We start from the raw sequence: 16,667 nt of genomic DNA on the forward strand, positions 1-16,667 counted from the left end.
GGTTAACTAAAGCAATGTTCTGGAGTTGGGAAAGCCCCAGATTTTACTTCTAAAACATAGGCTTCTAATGCCCTCAGTACATCACCTTCTTGTTGTAAGAAATTTTTTACAAATCGAGCAGGCTTGCCGGGGGTAATGCCCAGCATGTCATAAATAACTAGGACTTGAGCATCGGTATCTGGTCCTGCGCCAATACCGATAACAGGGACAGAGACGGCTTCAGTAATGGCTTTTCCTACGCGGCTTGGAACACACTCTAACAAAATCATACTAGCCCCTGCTGCTTCTAGCTCTAGCGCTTCATTAAGTAGGCTAGCCGCTTGCTCTGGGGTTTTACCTTGCACTCGATAACCGCCCAGTTTATTCACCGCTTGAGGCGTAAGCCCTAAGTGGGCACATACAGGAATCCCTTGTTCGAAGAGCTTGCGCACAGTGTCTTTTAGCCACAGGCCCCCCTCTAACTTAACGATTTGTGCGCCTGCCTGCATTAGGGCTGTCGCGTTAGTCATGGCTTGTTCTACCGTACGGTAACTCATAAATGGCATGTCGGCCATAATCAGGCTTTCACTGTTGCCAGCCTCTACACAACGAGTGTGATAGACCATTTGCTCCATAGTCACAGGAAGGGTTGAGTTGTGGCCTTGTAATACCATACCCAAAGAATCACCTACCAAAATAACATCGATACCTGCTTGGTTTACTCGCTGAGTAAAGCTTGCATCGTAGCTAGTAATACAAGTAGCCTTTTCACCCGCCTCTTTTAGGCGCGTTAGGCTGTGCAGCGTAGTTTTTGACATGGTGCATTAGCTCCGGGTGATTGAGTAGGTCAGTGCGTTAGGCTTCAATGCAGATCAAACCATCTATTGGGCATTGCTGCAAGAGTTGTTGTAATGGGGTACCGTTAGGGAGTAAAAGCTCCGGGCAAAGTTCTAGTAAAGGGCCAATTACAAAATCACGTCTACTTAACTCAGTGTGAGGGACGGTTAGGCGTGAGTTCTGAATGGTTTGGTCAGCAAATAATAGTAGATCTAAGTCTAAGGTGCGTGGCCCCCAATGCCGCTCACGAACTCGTTGATGATGCTGCTCTATGCTTTGTAACTCGTCCAGTAAAGCCAGAGGCTCTAGTTCAGTTGCCAATAAAACCACTGCATTAACAAAGTCATCTTGGTCTTGAGGCCCCACAGGCTTGCTCAGATAGAGTTTAGACGCTAATAACAGTTGGCTTTGTGGTAGCTGTTTTAAATCCTCTATAGCCTGCCTGACATGGTCCTTTGGGTTGTCAAGATTACTACCTAAACCAATAAATGCGTTAACCATCTTCGCTCTCTTTTGGTTTCTTTGGCGCACGCTTTTTTGGCGCAGGTTTACCTAATTCTTTAGTCATTTGCTCACGCCTATCACCACTGGCAAACTGGTACTCAGTCCACCATTCGCCTAAGTTCTCTAGTTTTTCTCCACTGGCTTCGCGTAATAATACAAAATCATAAGCAGCTCTAAAACGCTTGTTGTCTACTAATTCTGCAGCACGGTTGCCGTGGCGTCGTGGTAGCCTTAACTGCATATCCCAAATTTCCTTCATCGGCGTGCTAAAGCGACGTGGAATAGAGGTGCGTTTAACCTGCTGCAATATGACATCCTGAGCGGCTTGGTGCATCGCGGGTATGGGCGGCATATTGCGAATTTGAGATAGTCTTTGCTGCAATGGATGCCATAGCAGCGCAGCAAATAAATAAGCTGGGGTAACACTTTTTCCTTGAGCAATGCGCTCGTCAGAATTACGCAGGGCTAAAACAACAAAATCTTCTACCTGAAAATCTTCTGTTTCATCGTTCTCAATAGCAGCGTCAGTGGCAGGAAATAAGAACTTAAATAAATCATAGTCACGCAAAAGGTAGTAGGTCTGTTCGCCATTGCCTGATAGTAGCAACTTTAATATTTCTTCAAACATCCGTGCTGCAGGAATAGGCTCCAATAAATGGCCTAGGGTATGCATGGGTTCGGCTGTTGCAGGATCAATTTCAAAGTCTAATTTAGCAGCAAAGCGAATGGCTCTAAGCATGCGAACTGGGTCTTCTCTATAACGAGCTTGAGGATCACCGATCATGCGAATGCTGCGTTTCTCTATGTCTTCAATACCTCCAGCAAAATCATGGATGGTGAAGCCATTAATGTTGTAATACATCGCATTAATGGTGAAATCTCGACGCATGGCATCGTCATCCACGGTACCATAAACATTGTCACGCAATAACATCCCGCTTTCGGCTTGTTTGGCTTGGCTACTATTTTCGCTAGTAAGGTGGCTTGCCCTAAACGTAGCCACCTCAATTATTTCACGACCAAAGCGAACATGCACTAAGCGAAAGCGACGGCCAATAAGAATGGAATTTCTAAATAGCTTATGGACCTGCTCTGGATGCGCATCTGTAGCGATATCAAAATCTTTAGGTTGTTTGCCCAAAAGAATATCACGCACTCCTCCGCCCACCAAAAACCCTTGGTAGCCTGCATCTTTTAGTCGATAAAGCACCTTAAGTGCATTGTCACTAATGTCACGGCGAGAAATATCATGATGATCGCGGGTGATGATATTGGGGCCTGTTGGTGCTGCTGCTGCCGGTTGGTCGCCTTTGACCATGTTAACCAGCTTAGAAATAAAACCCATAGAAGTCGTCGACTCGGTTTGGTGGAAAATCAAAAAACAAATGTAGCGCGCATTCTACCATTGCCTTGCTAGCTAGACAAAGGCAATAGGGTCTTGCATCTGCTTGGGTACGCTGTTGATATCCCATTGCGCAATTGCCTGGGCTAATTGTTCTTCAACAGGGGCTTTGCGAAAGGTGCACGGTGTAGTTTGACCTAAGCGTTCTAATGCCTCAGACAACAGTGCAGGTGCTTGCGTTATGTCCAGTGGGGATGCTAAGTTTTGTTTACTGAGTTTTTGCCCTTGGTGGTTAGTAATAATAGGAATGTGCCCATAAATAGGTTGTTTATAACCCAAACAGGTTTGTAGCCACACTTGGCGAGGTGTTTGATGATACAAGTCACTGCCACGAATAACGTGACTTATATTTTGTTCGGCATCATCTGCAACAACAGCCAGTTGGTAGGAGAATAGCTGATCTTTACGTTGCACCACAAAGTCACCCACGTCATTGCTAAGGTGCTGTGTTTGAGGACCAATAATAACGTCATCTAGGGTAATGCTTGTTTGAGGCAATACAATACGCATCGCCACATCCTTCAAAGAGGGTGGCTGAGTTAAGCACTGACAGCTATAAAGTGGGTCCGCCTGAAATTGTATCCGGCTGCAGCTGCAGGCATAAATCCGGCCCTGTTGGCGCAGTTGTTCGAGGACCTCGTGGTAGGCAGGTTGGCGCTTGCTCTGAAACATCGGCGTGCCGTCCCAGTGCAATCCAAAGGTGTCTAGGCAGGAAAAAATAGCGTCAATGGAGCCAGAATCGGAGCGAGGTGGGTCTAAATCCTCTATGCGCAAAAGCCAATGGCCTTTGTTGGCACGGGCATCTAAGTAGCTTGCTAAGGCAGCTACCAAAGAGCCAAAATGCAAAGGGCCACTCGGCGTTGGTGCAAAGCGGCCAATGTAGCCCATGGTCAGCCTATTTACCTAACTGCTTCTCTTTGATCTCTGCAAGGGTTTTGCAGTCAATACATAAAGTCGCAGTGGGGCGGGCTTCTAGCCGACGGATGCCAATTTCAACACCACAGGTGTCACAATAGCCATATTCGTCTTGCTCAATGAGCTCTAGCGTATCATTAATTTTATTAGTCAACTTTCGCTCGCGATCACGGGCTCTAAGCTCAAGCGAGAACTCCTCTTCTTGACTGGCGCGATCATTAGGGTCGGCGAAGTTAGCAGCGTCTTCTTTTAGGTGATTAACGGTTCGGTCAACTTCTTCCATTAAGTCTTGTTTCCAGGCATGCAGAATCACTTTAAAATGATCTAGCTGATCTGAATTCATGTACTCTTCACCTTTTTTTACCTTATAAGGGGTAAAGTGTTTTAACAGTGATGCATTTGAGTTTGACATAACTTATTTCGTTTGTGAGGGCGGTAGCATTTAGTCTTGTTACTAAAAGCTGAGGCCCAATTTCTGTTGGTAAATTAACGGCGTAAAAATAGCAGAATAATGTTGCTAAATCTAGTTAAAATGCGTCGCTCCTATATCTACTTCGCCCTATTATACGTGTTAATGCCTCCCGTTCAAAGTATTTTCATTTACAATTCATAGGCTTGCCATGTATGGTTTGTTTTTTAAAAAAATACAGACAAAGCATCAAAAAATATTATAAACACCCTTAGTTTCATTATCGGATATATCAAATGAAATTTTTATTACCCCTACAGCAAGCCATCCTAGGCCGGCGCTATAAGCGGTTTTTAGCAGATGTGCACACACATGATGGAACGCCATTGACCCTGCACTGTCCTAATACGGGTTCTATGAAGAATTGCGCTGTGCCTAATAGTAGGGTTTGGTTTTGGGATTCGGCAAACAAAAAGCGGAAATACCCTTGTACGTGGGAGCTAGTAGAAATAGATCAACAGTTCTTGGCGTGTATTAATACTCATCGAGCTAATAGTTTGGTTGTAGAGGCTATAAATAATGCCACAATTACGCCACTGCAAGGCTATGGTAAATTGGAAACTGAGGTAAAATACGGCCAGGAAAATAGCCGAATAGATATTTTCTTGAGCCAGCATGAGCGCTTACCAGAGTGTTATGTAGAGGTGAAAAATGTCACTCTTATGACATCACAAGGGCAGGGTTTATTTCCAGATGCAGTGACACAGCGCGGGCGTAAACACCTTCGTGAATTAGTGTACATGGTGACTCAAGGCTATAGGGCTGTTTTGGTATATTGTGTCGCCCATACTGGCATAACTCAGGTATCTCCAGCATGGGATGTGGACCCAGGTTACTCTGAGACATTGGCCTGGGCCATAGAACAAGGCGTAGAAGTGATGGCTTATGGAGCGTCAATAAGCCTAACAGAAATGAGTTTGGTGCGTGTTGTGCCACTGAACATGGCAAGGCAAGCTTAACCTCTAGGAATAGTACAATAGACTTTACCACCACGCTCTTCTACACATAGGTTGGTGAGAGATTCTTGATGACATGGGCCGCTAATACAAAGCCCCTGCTCAATTGTAAATAGTGCTCCGTGAGTGGCGCACTGAATAAACTGTTTGTCAGAGTTTAAAAATTGGTCAGGAAGCCACTCTAAAGGCACTTTTCGGTGGGGACAGCTATTGAGGTAGGCTACAAGGTTGCCCTGATGGCGTAGGACAAAAAGGTTGGTACCATTAATAATAAATCCTTTGCTGTGGCCTTCCTCAAGCTCGTGGCTGTTCAAAAGTACAGTGGGTTGCGGTGTTAAAAGCATACGTATGATCAAAATAGGAAAGAATATATGGCTAGCATAACAGAATTGAGAACACACATTGACTAAGCGACGAACGACTAATAAAGCTAAATCAACAGGGCCTGTCGGTTGGATATCTTGGGTTTGGGTGTTCAAATTTGCCACAGTGTTGATGGTAATTGGTGTTGTTGCGCTAGTGTACCTTGATGCTCAAATTAGACATCGGTTTGAAGGCCATCGCTGGTCCTTGCCAGCCAAAGTTTACGCCCGCCCACTGGAGCTCTTCAAAGGTCAGAAAATGGCAGCAGGTCAGCTAGACTATGAGCTTACCCAATTAGGGTATCGCTGGGTAAAGCATGCAAATGCACCTGGTCAAGTACAAAAAACAAATCAAGGCATGGCTATTTATAGCAGAGGGTTTCGTTTTGCCGATGGTAATGAGCCTGGGGTTTTGGTAGAAGTTAGTCTGCAGCAAAATACGATCACAGGCTTGCGTCAGCCCTCTGGAGCCGGTTTGGCGTTGTTGAGATTAGAGCCACAATTAGTTGGTGGTATTTATCCGGCACACAATGAAGATAGAGAACTCATCCAGTTAAATGATTTGCCTAATGGTTTTATTGAAACTTTGTTAGCGGTTGAAGATCGTAATTATTATTCCCACTATGGCATTTCTCCTTGGGGTATTGTGCGGGCCTTGTGGGCTAATATTCAGGCGGGTGCAGTAGTACAAGGTGGCAGCACCTTAACACAGCAGCTTGTTAAGAATTTTTACCTTACAGACCGGCAAACCCTATGGCGCAAGATTATCGAAGCTCCAATGGCGTTGTTGCTAAATGTTCACTACAGTAAAGACGAGGTGTTAGAAGTTTATCTTAATGAGGTATTTGTAGGGCAAGCTGGTAAACGAGCAATTCATGGCTTTGGCCTTGCTAGTCGGTTTTACTTTGGACAACCGCTAAGTGAGCTTAAATTACATCAGGTTGCACTTTTGGTTGGCTTGGTCAAAGGGCCTTCTTATTATAATCCCCAAAGATACCCAAAACGAGCGACTAAAAGACGCAACCTGGTGCTGTCTATCTTGGCACAGCAAAACTTAATTTCAGATGCTCAAAAAATGCAGTATCAAGGGTTGCCATTAGATTTAACTGGGGCCACTCAGGTGAGCCGCTATCCTGCTTATATGGATGTAGTAAGACAGCAACTGCAACAGCATTACCAAGCATCAGCCTTATCTAGCCACGGGTTACGGATTTTTACTAGTTTAGACCCTTGGGTGCAGCATCAAGCAGACACGGCCATGGTTGAGCAAGTACTAAAACTCAACCAACGTCATGGTAAAATACAAGGCTTACAGGGTGCGTTAGTAGTGAGTCATAGAGACAGTGGCGAATTGTTAGCCTTAGTAGGCGATCATAACGGTGGTTATGCAGGGCATAACTGGGCCTTAGATCGAAGCCGTCAAGTGGGTTCGTTATTAAAGCCAGTCATCCACCTTGCAGCTCTAGAGACAGGTCATTATAGCCCAGCTACAATTATTAATGATGCCCCAGTGTCTTTGCAGCAATCTGATGGAACCTTATGGCAACCACAAAATTATGATCGTAAATCCCATGGCAAGGTTCCGATGTATGAAGCCTTGGCAAAGTCTTATAATCAGGCTAATGTACGTTTAGGTATGCAGGTAGGCGTAGATAAGGTGTTGCAGCAACTGAAAAAAATGGGTGTAGATCAATTCATTCCTGCGTATCCTTCAGCATTACTGGGAGCGGTTGAAATGTCGCCTCTGCAGGTTAATCAAGTCTATCAAACGATAGCTGGCAATGGTTTTTATAGCCCCTTGAGCCTTGTTCGCCAAGTGACAGAGGCCAATGGTCAGCTACTGAGTCATTTTCCCTTTGCTGTACGTCAGGCCGCTAGCAACGACGCTACTTACTTACTGCAGCACGAAATGCGAATGGCGGCACACTATGGGACAGCAAAGGGTGTTTACCAATATTTGCCTAAACAGCAACAAGTGTCTGCAAAGACTGGCACCACTAATGACCTCAAAGATAGCTGGTTTGCGGGGTTTAGTGGCCAGCATGTTGCCACTGTCTGGCTGGGTAGAGAGGATGCTAAACCAACGCCACTCACTGGCGCTGGTGGTGCATTGCATGTGTGGGCACAACTGATGCAGCATTTGGCGTACACTAGCTATAAGGACATCAAGCCTCAATTGATAGAGTATTATCACCTCAATGCAAAAACAGGCAAGGCTATGCCCAATAATTGCCCTAACGGTGTTTGGTTACCGATACCTAAAGTATCAGCACCGGCTTTTAATAAAACTTGTGGATATTAGTGACTAATGTATAACAATCAAATCACGTGCTTTAAATACGTATCACTCATATCCCTAATGCTTGTCTTGGGGGGCTGTGCAGCAACGGGCTATGGTCCTGTTGTTGAAGACTTAAGTGTGCCAGCGAGGGCTTCTGAGCGTCTACCAACTCTGCCTAGTCAGGTGCCTGCTAGCATTCAAGTAACACCCGCGCCATCTGCGCCAGTAGTCACTGCAAAGCCTAAAGCTTACGTAGCCCCTAAATCAGTAGTTACCATTACTGCGCAGCCGGTGTCCAATCAAGTTGTGACAGTAATAGCAGTACCAGAAAATGCGTCAGTTGCAACACAAGCGGCTCCTTCTGCGGCGCAGAAACCGCCATTACCTGCATCAGACCAAGCTGTAGTGGAACAGTTGCTAACTGAAGCTGATCAACTAAAGGCGCAAGGCAAAGTGACTGAGGCAGTAATTCAGCTTCAAAGAGCTCAACGCATTGCGCCGCGGGAACCTAAGGTCTACGCACGCTTGGCGGCCTTGCAGCTTTCCCTAGGTGAAGCCTCTCGTGCTGAACAGCTAGCCCTCAAGGGCCTAACCCTTGTGCCCAATAAGAAAAGCTACCAGTATTATTTTTGGAAGTTAATTGGTGCTAGCCGAAGCAATTTAGGAGATAGCCAAGGTGAAGCTAAGGCTATAGCTCAGGCTGCAAAGTATAAATAACCTCCAAAGGTGAGTAGGGTCAAGCTATTCCATAGTAAGGCAAAGGTAGTGTTAATTGACCACAGGCTAGCCACCATTAAGCCAACATAAAACCCCAGTACAATTGAATGCTTTTTAAAGCCTTGTCTGCTTGCTATGGCATTTTTTATAATCTTAAAAAATGCGAATAATAAAGCTAATGTGCAGGCCATGAGAAGAAATTCACCATAGCTGTTACCAGATTCTGCACGACGCATAAGTTCAAACATGGCGGCTAAACCTAAAAAAATGCGTCCCCATGTGGCTTTCTGCCATTTCCAGCCAAGAATCAAGTCCAACAACACCAAGGCCATCATAGGAAACCCTACATACAGGCCTAGATTATTGCCTAGTGTCGCCATCTCAGGTTCAATAAATAAGCTAAAAACAGGCGCATTAGCAATGCATCCATATGCCCCTATCCAAAGGCAAAATGAAGCTACTTTGTAGGCGTCTTGTGAACTGCTAAGGCGCCACAATAGTGCGCCTAGTGCAATAAGGCCGGCTGATAGCAGCAGGAAAGCAAAGCTCAACATGGATTAAAGTTGAGCAAAAGCGCGCTCTGCTGCATCTAAAGTATGAGCCAACTCCTTGTCGCCATGTGCTGTAGAAGTAAAGCCTGCCTCAAAAGCTGAGGGCGCTAGGTATACTCCTTCCGCCAGCATTAGGTGAAAGAATCGACCAAACTTCTCTGTATCACAAGCCATGGTTTCTGCAAAGCAGGTGACCTGAGGTTGATCTGTAAAGAATAAGCCAAACATGCCGCCCACCTGGCTAGTATGAAAGTCTACGTTTGCAGCTTTTGCTCGTTCTTCTAGGCCTGCCAAAAGCTGGCTGGTGAAGCTTGTGAGTTGCTCATAAAAACCAGGTTGGCTAACTTCATCAAGCATGACTAGGCCTGCACTCATGGCGACAGGGTTGCCGGATAATGTCCCTGCCTGGTATACAGGTCCCATAGGTGCAAGAGAGTGCATAACCTCACTGCGCCCACCAAAAGCGGCCACAGGCATACCGCCACCAATGACCTTACCTAAAGTGGTTAAGTCTGGTGCGATGTTATATCGACCCTGAGCACATTGAGGCCCAACACGAAAGCCGGTCATCACTTCATCAAAGATTAATAGTGCGCCACTGGCATCACATACGTCTCGCAAGCATTGCAAAAAACCATCTTGTGGGGGGATGCAGTTCATATTGCCAGCTATGGGTTCAACGATAATGCAGGCGACCTCTGTGCCAATTTCAGCAAAGGCTTGTTTAACACTTTCGCAGTCGTTATAGGTGAGGGTCACCGTGTGCTTAGCGATGCTGTCAGGAACGCCAGGGGAGCTAGGCACCCCCAGAGTTAGCGCACCAGACCCTGCTTTAACTAACAGTGAATCAGAATGGCCATGGTAGCAGCCCTCAAACTTAATGATTTTGTCACGGCCAGTATGGCCCCGAGCAAGCCGGATTGCGCTCATGGTCGCTTCGGTACCTGAACTTACCATACGAACCATATCCATGTGTGGTAGCAGGCTGCATAACTTATCAGCCATTGCGGTTTCCACTCGTGTTGGAGCGCCAAAACCTAAACCATTTTTAATGCTGTCAGACACGGCTGCCAGAACTCTTGGATGTGCGTGTCCTAAAATCATAGGCCCCCAAGATCCAACATAATCCACGTATTGAAGATCGTCTTCATCAGTTAGCCAGGCACCTACCCCACGTTTAAAAAATAATGGATGGCCACCTACGCCTTTAAATGCGCGCACTGGAGAATTAACACCGCCTGGAATATGTTGTTGGGCGGCTTCAAATAGCTGGGCAGAAACAGGTGTTCGGTTGGACGACATAGCGCACTCTCAATAAGGGGGAAAGCAAAATTAGCGTCCTATTATCCCCTTAAATTACGCTCGCTGCTAATCCTTTTGTGTGTATTGTAGAATTTCTTCTACGGGCAACACTCCTATAATTCGGTCATCAATATCAGTAATGAGAAGTTGTTGGTAATCACGCCTTTTGCACAAGTCCCAAGCCTCTTTCAGGGTGGCTCGAGAAGAGCAAAAACCAAACCTTGTGGCTGGAAATCCTGCTGCTTCAATTAAGCCTGCAGGTGAGCCCTTTTCTAGGATGATCTGGCTTTGGTGTATAAGGTGGTAAACCTCGTCATTAGGCTGGCCACTGCCACTATGTTTATTAATAACGAGCCAGTTCAGGCCTCTTTCTACGGCCGTTAGATAACCTGCAACATCCTCATTTTGATGATGGCTTATATCATCGTGCATTAAACTGGTTACGCCTTGATGATTTAACGCCTGTGTGATTGGATTAGCTTGGTAATTTAACCCTTGCTTACGCAACACCTCTACAAACACAGAGTCTTGTTTAAATACATAGCTGCAGCTGATGTTGGCAATAACGATGGTGGCCATGCCTGGCAATATGATGCTTGGGTTACGAGTTAACTCCATGAGAGCGATCAGAGCAGCTAAAGGCGCCTGCAATACAGCACTCATCATTGCACCCATACCTAGCATGGCATAGAAGCCAGCATCTGATGTAGGTCCGTCTAATACATAACTACTCATATGGCCTAATGCAGAACCTGCACATGCACCCATAAGCAGGGTTGGGCCAATTACGCCGATAGGCATGCCCAAACCTACGCTAATAGCGGTTGCAAATAATTTGGCAAGAGCCAATGCTATAAGCAAGCCCAATGCATACTGCCCCTCGATAGCCATTAAAATACTATCAGTACCCATGCCCATTACTTGAGGCACAAAGTAGGCCAGTGTGCCAGTAAATGTGCCAGCTATAAGCATTCTAGCTAGCACGGGCTGAGCTGAGAAGTTTTGCATGCTAGTGAGCGTTTTGGTGAACAAGGCTGCCATAGCGCCAAGGATTACTCCATAAACCAAAATGAGTGGCATTTCACTCATGCTGGCCATGCTAATTTCTGGCGCCATAAAGGCCATTTCAGCGCCATATAAATAGTTATGTAACAAAGTGGCAGTAACGGCGGCAATAATGACTGGCGTAAAGCCCATAATGCTGTATTCCAGCATCACTACTTCCATGGCAAAAATGACGCCAGCCATGGGGGTGTTAAACGAGGCTGCTATTGCACCTGCGGTGCCGCAACCGACCATAAGACGCACACTATTGTTAGGTAGATGAAAAAAGCTGCCTATTTGTGAGCTTACGGCAGAGCCTAGATGAACTGCAGGGCCCTCTCTTCCGCCAGACTGACCTGTCAAAATACCCAGTGCGCCACCGATCAACTGTGCAAGGGTGTTTTTAAATGGCATTCTTCCTTGGTGGTATGCCATACGATCCATCACATGTGTGGCACCTGTTTTACGTTCATCAGGGGTAAAAAACATTAGCCAAAGGCCAATGAGAAGTCCACCAATTATAGGAAGGAAGAAATACCAAACGGGGTCTAAGTTTTCAAAACTTTCAGCAGTGCCACCCGGCAGCCAGTAGCCCAGAGGAATTTCAAACAAACTGCGAAATGCTACAATAATTAATGCGGCGGCAACGCCACTTATAAAGCCAAGAAAGCTAACTTGAGGGAGGGCGTCGTTGTAGGCGAGCCGACGACGGAAATGACTAGCCCTGAAATTATTTCGATTCAGGCTATAGGTTAGTTTCTGTTTTAGTTTGACCATAGGAAAAGAATTGTTAAACGCTGTGTTTTTGTTGTAAATAAAGGGGTTAGTGGTTCCAGTTTACCTTACATTGCTGATGCTGACTAACATGCCCATAGCCATTATTGTCATGCTTTGCTTTAGCTTTGCTGCTGGGTCTATTATCATGGCTTTAGAAGAGTCTTTATCGAAAGGAAATAAGTGTGAAAAAAGTAGCCATTGTTGGTGGTACTGGGTATACGGGAGTTGAGTTGCTGCGTCTTTTGGCGCGCCACCCTCTGGTTGAGGTCTGTGCGATTACTTCCCGTTCAGAGGCTGGCAAGGCAGTGTCAGAAATATACCCAAGCCTTCGCGGAGAATATGATTTGGCATTCACTGCGCCAACAACACAAACTTTAGCTCAAGCTGACTTAGTCTTCTTTGCTACGCCTAACGGTGTGGCCATGAAGCAAGTGCCTGAGTTGTTGGCAGCTGGCAGCAAAGTCATTGATTTAGCAGCAGACTTTCGGATTCAGGATATTGATGTTTGGTCGCGCTGGTATGGTATGGATCATGCTTGTTCTGAGCTTGTGGCGCAAGCCACCTACGGTTTGCCAGAGGTTAATAAAAGTGCTATTAAAAAAGCCAATCTAGTCGCCAACCCTGGGTGTTATCCAACGGCAGTGCAGTTAGGCTTGCTGCCTTTGATTGAGCAGGGCTTGATTGACGCACAACACCTTGTTGCCGACTGCAAGTCTGGTGTAAGTGGTGCAGGACGTGGCGCGGCTGTAGGCAGTTTGTTTTGTGAGGCCGGTGACAGCTTTAAAGCCTATGGAGTGGCGGGTCATCGTCACTTGCCAGAAATAAAAGAACGTCTTTCAATAGCTAATAATGGGCCAGTAGGAGTGACATTTGTGCCTCACTTGGTGCCAATGATTCGTGGCATTCATGCCACTTTATATGCCCGTCTTACGAGCCGTGAGCTATCCTTGGAGTCTGTTCAGGAATTGTTTGAGTTGCGTTATAAAGATCACCCTTTTGTGGATTTAATGCCGCTAGGGAGTCACCCAGACACTCGTAGCGTGCGAGGTTCAAACATCTGCCGAATTGCATTACACCGGCCCCAAGGAGCGGATACATTGGTCATCTTGTCTGCTATTGATAACTTGGTCAAAGGCGCTGCTGGACAGGCCATTCACAATATGAACTTGATGTTGGGACTGGAAGAAACGGCTGGTTTAGATATTGTGCCTCTAGCGCCCTAGTTGTGATCCAGATAAAGGCACAGATACCCTGCGCTAATACTTGACTAAATTACTAGGTTAAGCGCATAATTCTTTCCCTGAAAATGTAAAGAGAGCGGTATGCCCCACACTGACGAACAAGATAAATTTGATGCAACATTGCCAGCGATGGGCTTTACTGATTCTGCAGCAAAAAAAGTTACTCACCTGATGGAAGATGAGGATAACCAAGACTTGCGTCTACGTGTATACGTCACAGGAGGAGGGTGCTCTGGCTTTTCTTACGGCTTTACCTTTGATGATAAAGTGGCAGAGGATGATACCCAGATTGAAAACGGCCAGGTGACTATGGTGGTAGACGCTATGTCGATTCAGTACCTTATGGGCGCCACGGTAGATTACAAAGAAAGCTTACAAGGATCACAGTTTTCTGTTAGCAATCCCAACGCAACGACGACCTGTGGCTGTGGCTCAAGCTTTTCTATCTAAACTGACTAATTAGACTGTAAGGGCGTGCCTAGACGGTACGATTCAAGCTGGGCTAAAATAGTGTTTGCTACCGGTTTAAAACCTTCCATTTGCTCTTTGTTGAGTGGCTTAACGTTAGGGAACTTCACTTTAAGTGGGTTTTTATGTACACCGTTAACGCGGAATTCATAATGTAAGTGGGGACCTGTAACTAGGCCAGAAGAGCCAATATACCCGATAATTTGTCCTTGTTTTACGCGGCTACCCTTTTTAACTTTGCTATTGTATTTAGACATGTGTGCGTACAAAGTAGTGTAGATACCAGCGTGCTGCAGAATAATAGTACGTCCATATCCTCCTTTAGTTCCGAGCCATATCACCTTGCCATCCCCTGAGGCTTTAATGGGTGTGCCTGTAGCTGCTGCGTAGTCTACACCGCGATGAGGACGTATTGTTTTAAGAACGGGGTGCATGCGTTTTAGATTGTATTTTGAGCTGATGCGGAAGAAGTCTACTGGGCTGCGTAAAAATGCCTTGCGCATGCTGTAGCCTTTGGGGGAGTAGTAGTTGCCATCTGAGTGACGTATAGCGTTAAACACTTCACCTCTATTAGTAAACTGCGCTGCTAAAATCTGGCCTTCCCCAATAAGTGCGTCATCGAGATATTTCTCCTCATAAATAAGTGCAAACTGATCTTGTTTACGAATATCTAGGGCGAAGTCTATGTCCCAGCCAAAAATATTGGCCAGTTCCATGAGCTTCTTCTGGCTGAGCCCTGCTCGTTGGCCGTCCACAAACAATGAACTACTGATGACACCTTGTACAAAGCGAGTTTCAATAATGGGTTGGCGGGTAATAGTTTCAACTGTGTAATGACCTTTTCCCTGATGGGAGATAATAATCTGCTCTAAGGGGGTCTTGATGTGGCGAACTTTTTGCAATTCCCCGTTATCAAGTACAAAGTCTAAAGTATCGCCGGGGAATAAGGTGCTCAGAGACTTAGATTTCTTGGTCGCCTGAGTTACCCGGTAGACATCTTGTGCGGACAACCCTACGCGCTGAAATAGCGTGCTTAGACTGTCACCAGATTTAACGGTAACAGAGGTCCACTTGTCCACTTGAGGTTCATCCGGGACTGGTGCCAGTGGCTGGGTGCTTTCAGTGGCTAGTTTTTGACTTAAATCCAGCGTTAGTCTGGTATTGGTTGTCGTGTGTTTGGGGCCATCCGGTGCTTGGGAGCTAGACCAAAAACCAATAGCAAGCATCAGTAAAAAAAGAAACGTGAGTACTAGTAAGTATGGTTTTGGGAAATGCTGCAACAGTTTAGAAAGGGTTATCATAATGTATGGGTTTAACAAATGTGATAAGAAAAAAGGCCTAAGCGACACATGATAACACGCCTGTCTGGCAAAAATAGCTCGTTTTACGCCAAATTGCGCTATTAGAAGGACGCGCGAGCGCTTTTCTATTACCCCTAAATCACGCTAGAATACGCGCTTTCGGGTGTGTTCCATTGGCTGGGTTCAACCTTTTTAATTATTTTACCAATAAGCGACTATCTAATATGACTGCTGTAGACACCAACTTACTCGCCGATTTACAAATGCGCGGACTAGTTAATCAGATGACATCACCCGAAGAGCTTACACAGCATTTGCAAAAGTCTCGGGTGCTTTATTGTGGCTTTGACCCAACAGCAGATAGTTTACATATTGGTAGTTTGGTTCCCTTGTTAGTGTTGCGCCGCTTTCAGCAAGCAGGCCATAAGCCTCTGGCTTTAGTAGGTGGTGCAACTGGCATGATTGGCGACCCAAGTTTTAAATCTCAAGAACGTAAGCTTAATACTATCGACATCATTGATCAGTGGGTAGATCGCCTTAAGGCTCAAGTGTCTGCTTTTATTGAATTTAATGACCAAGGTAATAGTGCAGCGGTAGTAAATAACTACGACTGGACAAAAGACGTGGATGTTCTAACGTTTTTAAGAGATGTGGGTAAGCATTTTTCGGTGAGCTCAATGATTCAAAAAGAGTCAGTTAAACAGCGGTTAGAGCGCGATGGAGAAGGTATTTCTTTTACAGAGTTTGCCTATATGATTTTGCAATCCTTTGATTTTTCACAGCTGTATAAGCAATACAATTGTAGTCTCCAAATAGGTGGCAGCGATCAGTGGGGTAATATTACGGGTGGAATTGATTTAACTCGCCGACAGCATCGCGCCCAAGTGTTTGGTTTAACGCTTCCTCTAGTCACCAAGTCTGATGGTACAAAGTTTGGCAAAACTGAAAGTGGCACTATCTGGTTGGATGAGAAAAAAACATCGCAGTATGCATTCTACCAGTTTTGGATCAATACAGCAGATGCAGACGTATACAAATTCCTACGCTTTTTTACGTTTTTAAACGAAGCAAAAATGCTTGCTATTGAAGAGCAAGACAGAGCGGCTCAGGGTAAGCCTGAAGCACAAAGCATTTTAGCAACTGAAGTAACACGTTTGGTTCATGGTGAAAAGGGCTTGCAAGCCGCCTTAAGAATAAGTGAGGCGCTTTTTTCTGGCCAGCTTGAGCAATTAACCAAAGAGGATCTGCAGCAGCTTTATTTAGATGGTATGCCTGCCTCACAGACTAGCAAGAAAAGCATTACCTTAGTCCAGGTGTTGGTTGATTCTGGTTTGGCTAAGTCTAATAAAATGGCTAGAGAGTTTATAGTCAACAATGCGGTTAGCGTTAATGGTGACAAGGTTAGTGATCTAGACGCAGTTTTAACGCCCTTTTTAGGTTTGCAGGGTGAGTACCACGTCATAAAACGCGGCAAAAAGTTGTTCCATTTGTTGCACTGGGCTGGGTAAATCATTGAGCCCTAAGTGGTTGGTTTTTGACCAATTATTGCGAAGATTGATTT

General features: G+C 45.6%; 16 protein-coding genes. 6 read left to right on the plus strand and 10 right to left on the minus strand.

Annotation, left to right across the window (positions count from 1 at the left end):
• Positions 1-2 precede the first annotated feature (2 nt).
• The 5 genes from panB to dksA all read right to left on the minus strand — a co-directional run bounded on the left by panB (position 3) and on the right by dksA (position 4,049).
• Complete coding sequence (gene panB, locus ABXT60_RS01600; RefSeq protein WP_443631041.1) at positions 3-797, minus strand: 3-methyl-2-oxobutanoate hydroxymethyltransferase; 795 nt, start codon at positions 795-797, stop codon at positions 3-5.
• Between the two features lie 37 nt (positions 798-834).
• A complete protein-coding gene (gene folK / locus ABXT60_RS01605) occupies positions 835-1,317 on the minus strand; it encodes a 2-amino-4-hydroxy-6-hydroxymethyldihydropteridine diphosphokinase (RefSeq protein WP_443631042.1) in 483 nt (160 codons plus the stop codon).
• Positions 1,310-2,665, minus strand: coding sequence for a polynucleotide adenylyltransferase PcnB (gene pcnB, locus ABXT60_RS01610; RefSeq protein ID WP_443631043.1), 1,356 nt, complete (start codon positions 2,663-2,665; stop codon positions 1,310-1,312). The genes folK and pcnB overlap by 8 nt, the downstream gene beginning before the upstream one ends.
• Before the next feature lie 72 nt (positions 2,666-2,737).
• On the minus strand, positions 2,738-3,610 hold the full coding sequence (gluQRS, locus tag ABXT60_RS01615; protein ID WP_443631044.1) for a tRNA glutamyl-Q(34) synthetase GluQRS: 873 nt from the start codon (positions 3,608-3,610) through the stop codon (positions 2,738-2,740).
• A gap of 7 nt (positions 3,611-3,617) precedes the next feature.
• Positions 3,618-4,049: an RNA polymerase-binding protein DksA gene (gene dksA / locus ABXT60_RS01620; RefSeq protein WP_443631045.1), complete on the minus strand. Its 432-nt coding sequence runs from the start codon at positions 4,047-4,049 to the stop codon at positions 3,618-3,620.
• A gap of 293 nt (positions 4,050-4,342) precedes the next feature.
• Here dksA and sfsA point away from each other — a divergent pair, with 293 nt between their 5' ends.
• Complete coding sequence (sfsA, locus tag ABXT60_RS01625; RefSeq protein ID WP_443631046.1) at positions 4,343-5,065, plus strand: DNA/RNA nuclease SfsA; 723 nt, start codon at positions 4,343-4,345, stop codon at positions 5,063-5,065.
• Here sfsA and ABXT60_RS01630 read toward each other — a convergent pair.
• Positions 5,062-5,541 (minus strand): Rieske (2Fe-2S) protein, encoded by a 480-nt coding sequence (locus tag ABXT60_RS01630; protein ID WP_443631047.1) that lies wholly within the window; start codon positions 5,539-5,541, stop codon positions 5,062-5,064. The two genes, sfsA and ABXT60_RS01630, sit on opposite strands and share 4 nt — an antisense overlap.
• Between ABXT60_RS01630 and mrcB the strand changes: the two genes are divergently transcribed.
• Together mrcB and ABXT60_RS01640 are read left to right on the plus strand one after the other, a co-directional pair.
• The gene (gene mrcB, locus ABXT60_RS01635) at positions 5,534-7,726 is read left to right on the plus strand and encodes a penicillin-binding protein 1B (protein ID WP_443631048.1); all 2,193 of its coding nucleotides are present in this window, start codon (positions 5,534-5,536) and stop codon (positions 7,724-7,726) included. The genes ABXT60_RS01630 and mrcB overlap by 8 nt on opposite strands.
• A 6-nt stretch (positions 7,727-7,732) precedes the next feature.
• Positions 7,733-8,422, plus strand: a complete 690-nt coding sequence (locus tag ABXT60_RS01640) for a hypothetical protein (RefSeq protein ID WP_443631049.1) — start codon at positions 7,733-7,735, stop codon at positions 8,420-8,422.
• On the opposite strand, the gene ABXT60_RS01645 is transcribed toward ABXT60_RS01640, so the two are convergent.
• From ABXT60_RS01645 to ABXT60_RS01655, 3 genes are all read right to left on the minus strand, one after another.
• Positions 8,401-8,919 carry a hypothetical protein gene (locus ABXT60_RS01645; RefSeq protein ID WP_443631050.1) on the minus strand — a complete coding sequence of 173 codons (519 nt, stop codon included), beginning with the start codon at positions 8,917-8,919 and terminating at the stop codon, positions 8,401-8,403. The genes ABXT60_RS01640 and ABXT60_RS01645 overlap by 22 nt on opposite strands.
• Before the next feature lie 60 nt (positions 8,920-8,979).
• Positions 8,980-10,275 carry a glutamate-1-semialdehyde 2,1-aminomutase gene (gene hemL, locus ABXT60_RS01650; RefSeq protein ID WP_443631051.1) on the minus strand — a complete coding sequence of 432 codons (1,296 nt, stop codon included), beginning with the start codon at positions 10,273-10,275 and terminating at the stop codon, positions 8,980-8,982.
• A 66-nt stretch (positions 10,276-10,341) separates the two neighbouring features.
• Positions 10,342-12,096 carry a chloride channel protein gene (locus ABXT60_RS01655; RefSeq protein WP_443631052.1) on the minus strand — a complete coding sequence of 585 codons (1,755 nt, stop codon included), beginning with the start codon at positions 12,094-12,096 and terminating at the stop codon, positions 10,342-10,344.
• A 182-nt stretch (positions 12,097-12,278) separates the two neighbouring features.
• Between ABXT60_RS01655 and argC the strand changes: the two genes are divergently transcribed.
• Entirely contained in the window at positions 12,279-13,319 is a 1,041-nt protein-coding gene (argC, locus tag ABXT60_RS01660; protein WP_443631053.1) for an N-acetyl-gamma-glutamyl-phosphate reductase, read from the plus strand.
• Between the two features lie 99 nt (positions 13,320-13,418).
• Positions 13,419-13,787, plus strand: coding sequence for an iron-sulfur cluster insertion protein ErpA (gene erpA, locus ABXT60_RS01665; protein ID WP_443631054.1), 369 nt, complete (start codon positions 13,419-13,421; stop codon positions 13,785-13,787).
• A 5-nt stretch (positions 13,788-13,792) separates the two neighbouring features.
• Here the strand turns inward: erpA and ABXT60_RS01670 are convergent, their stop codons facing one another.
• Positions 13,793-15,106, minus strand: a complete 1,314-nt coding sequence (locus ABXT60_RS01670) for an OapA family protein (protein WP_443631055.1) — start codon at positions 15,104-15,106, stop codon at positions 13,793-13,795.
• A 224-nt stretch (positions 15,107-15,330) separates the two neighbouring features.
• On the opposite strand from ABXT60_RS01670, the gene tyrS reads away from it, so the two are divergent.
• Entirely contained in the window at positions 15,331-16,614 is a 1,284-nt protein-coding gene (tyrS, locus tag ABXT60_RS01675; protein WP_443631056.1) for a tyrosine--tRNA ligase, read from the plus strand.
• The last annotated feature ends 53 nt before the right edge of the window (positions 16,615-16,667 follow it).

The organism is Candidatus Njordibacter sp. Uisw_056 (assembly GCF_047730085.1).
GTDB lineage: Bacteria > Pseudomonadota > Gammaproteobacteria > Pseudomonadales > Balneatricaceae > Njordibacter.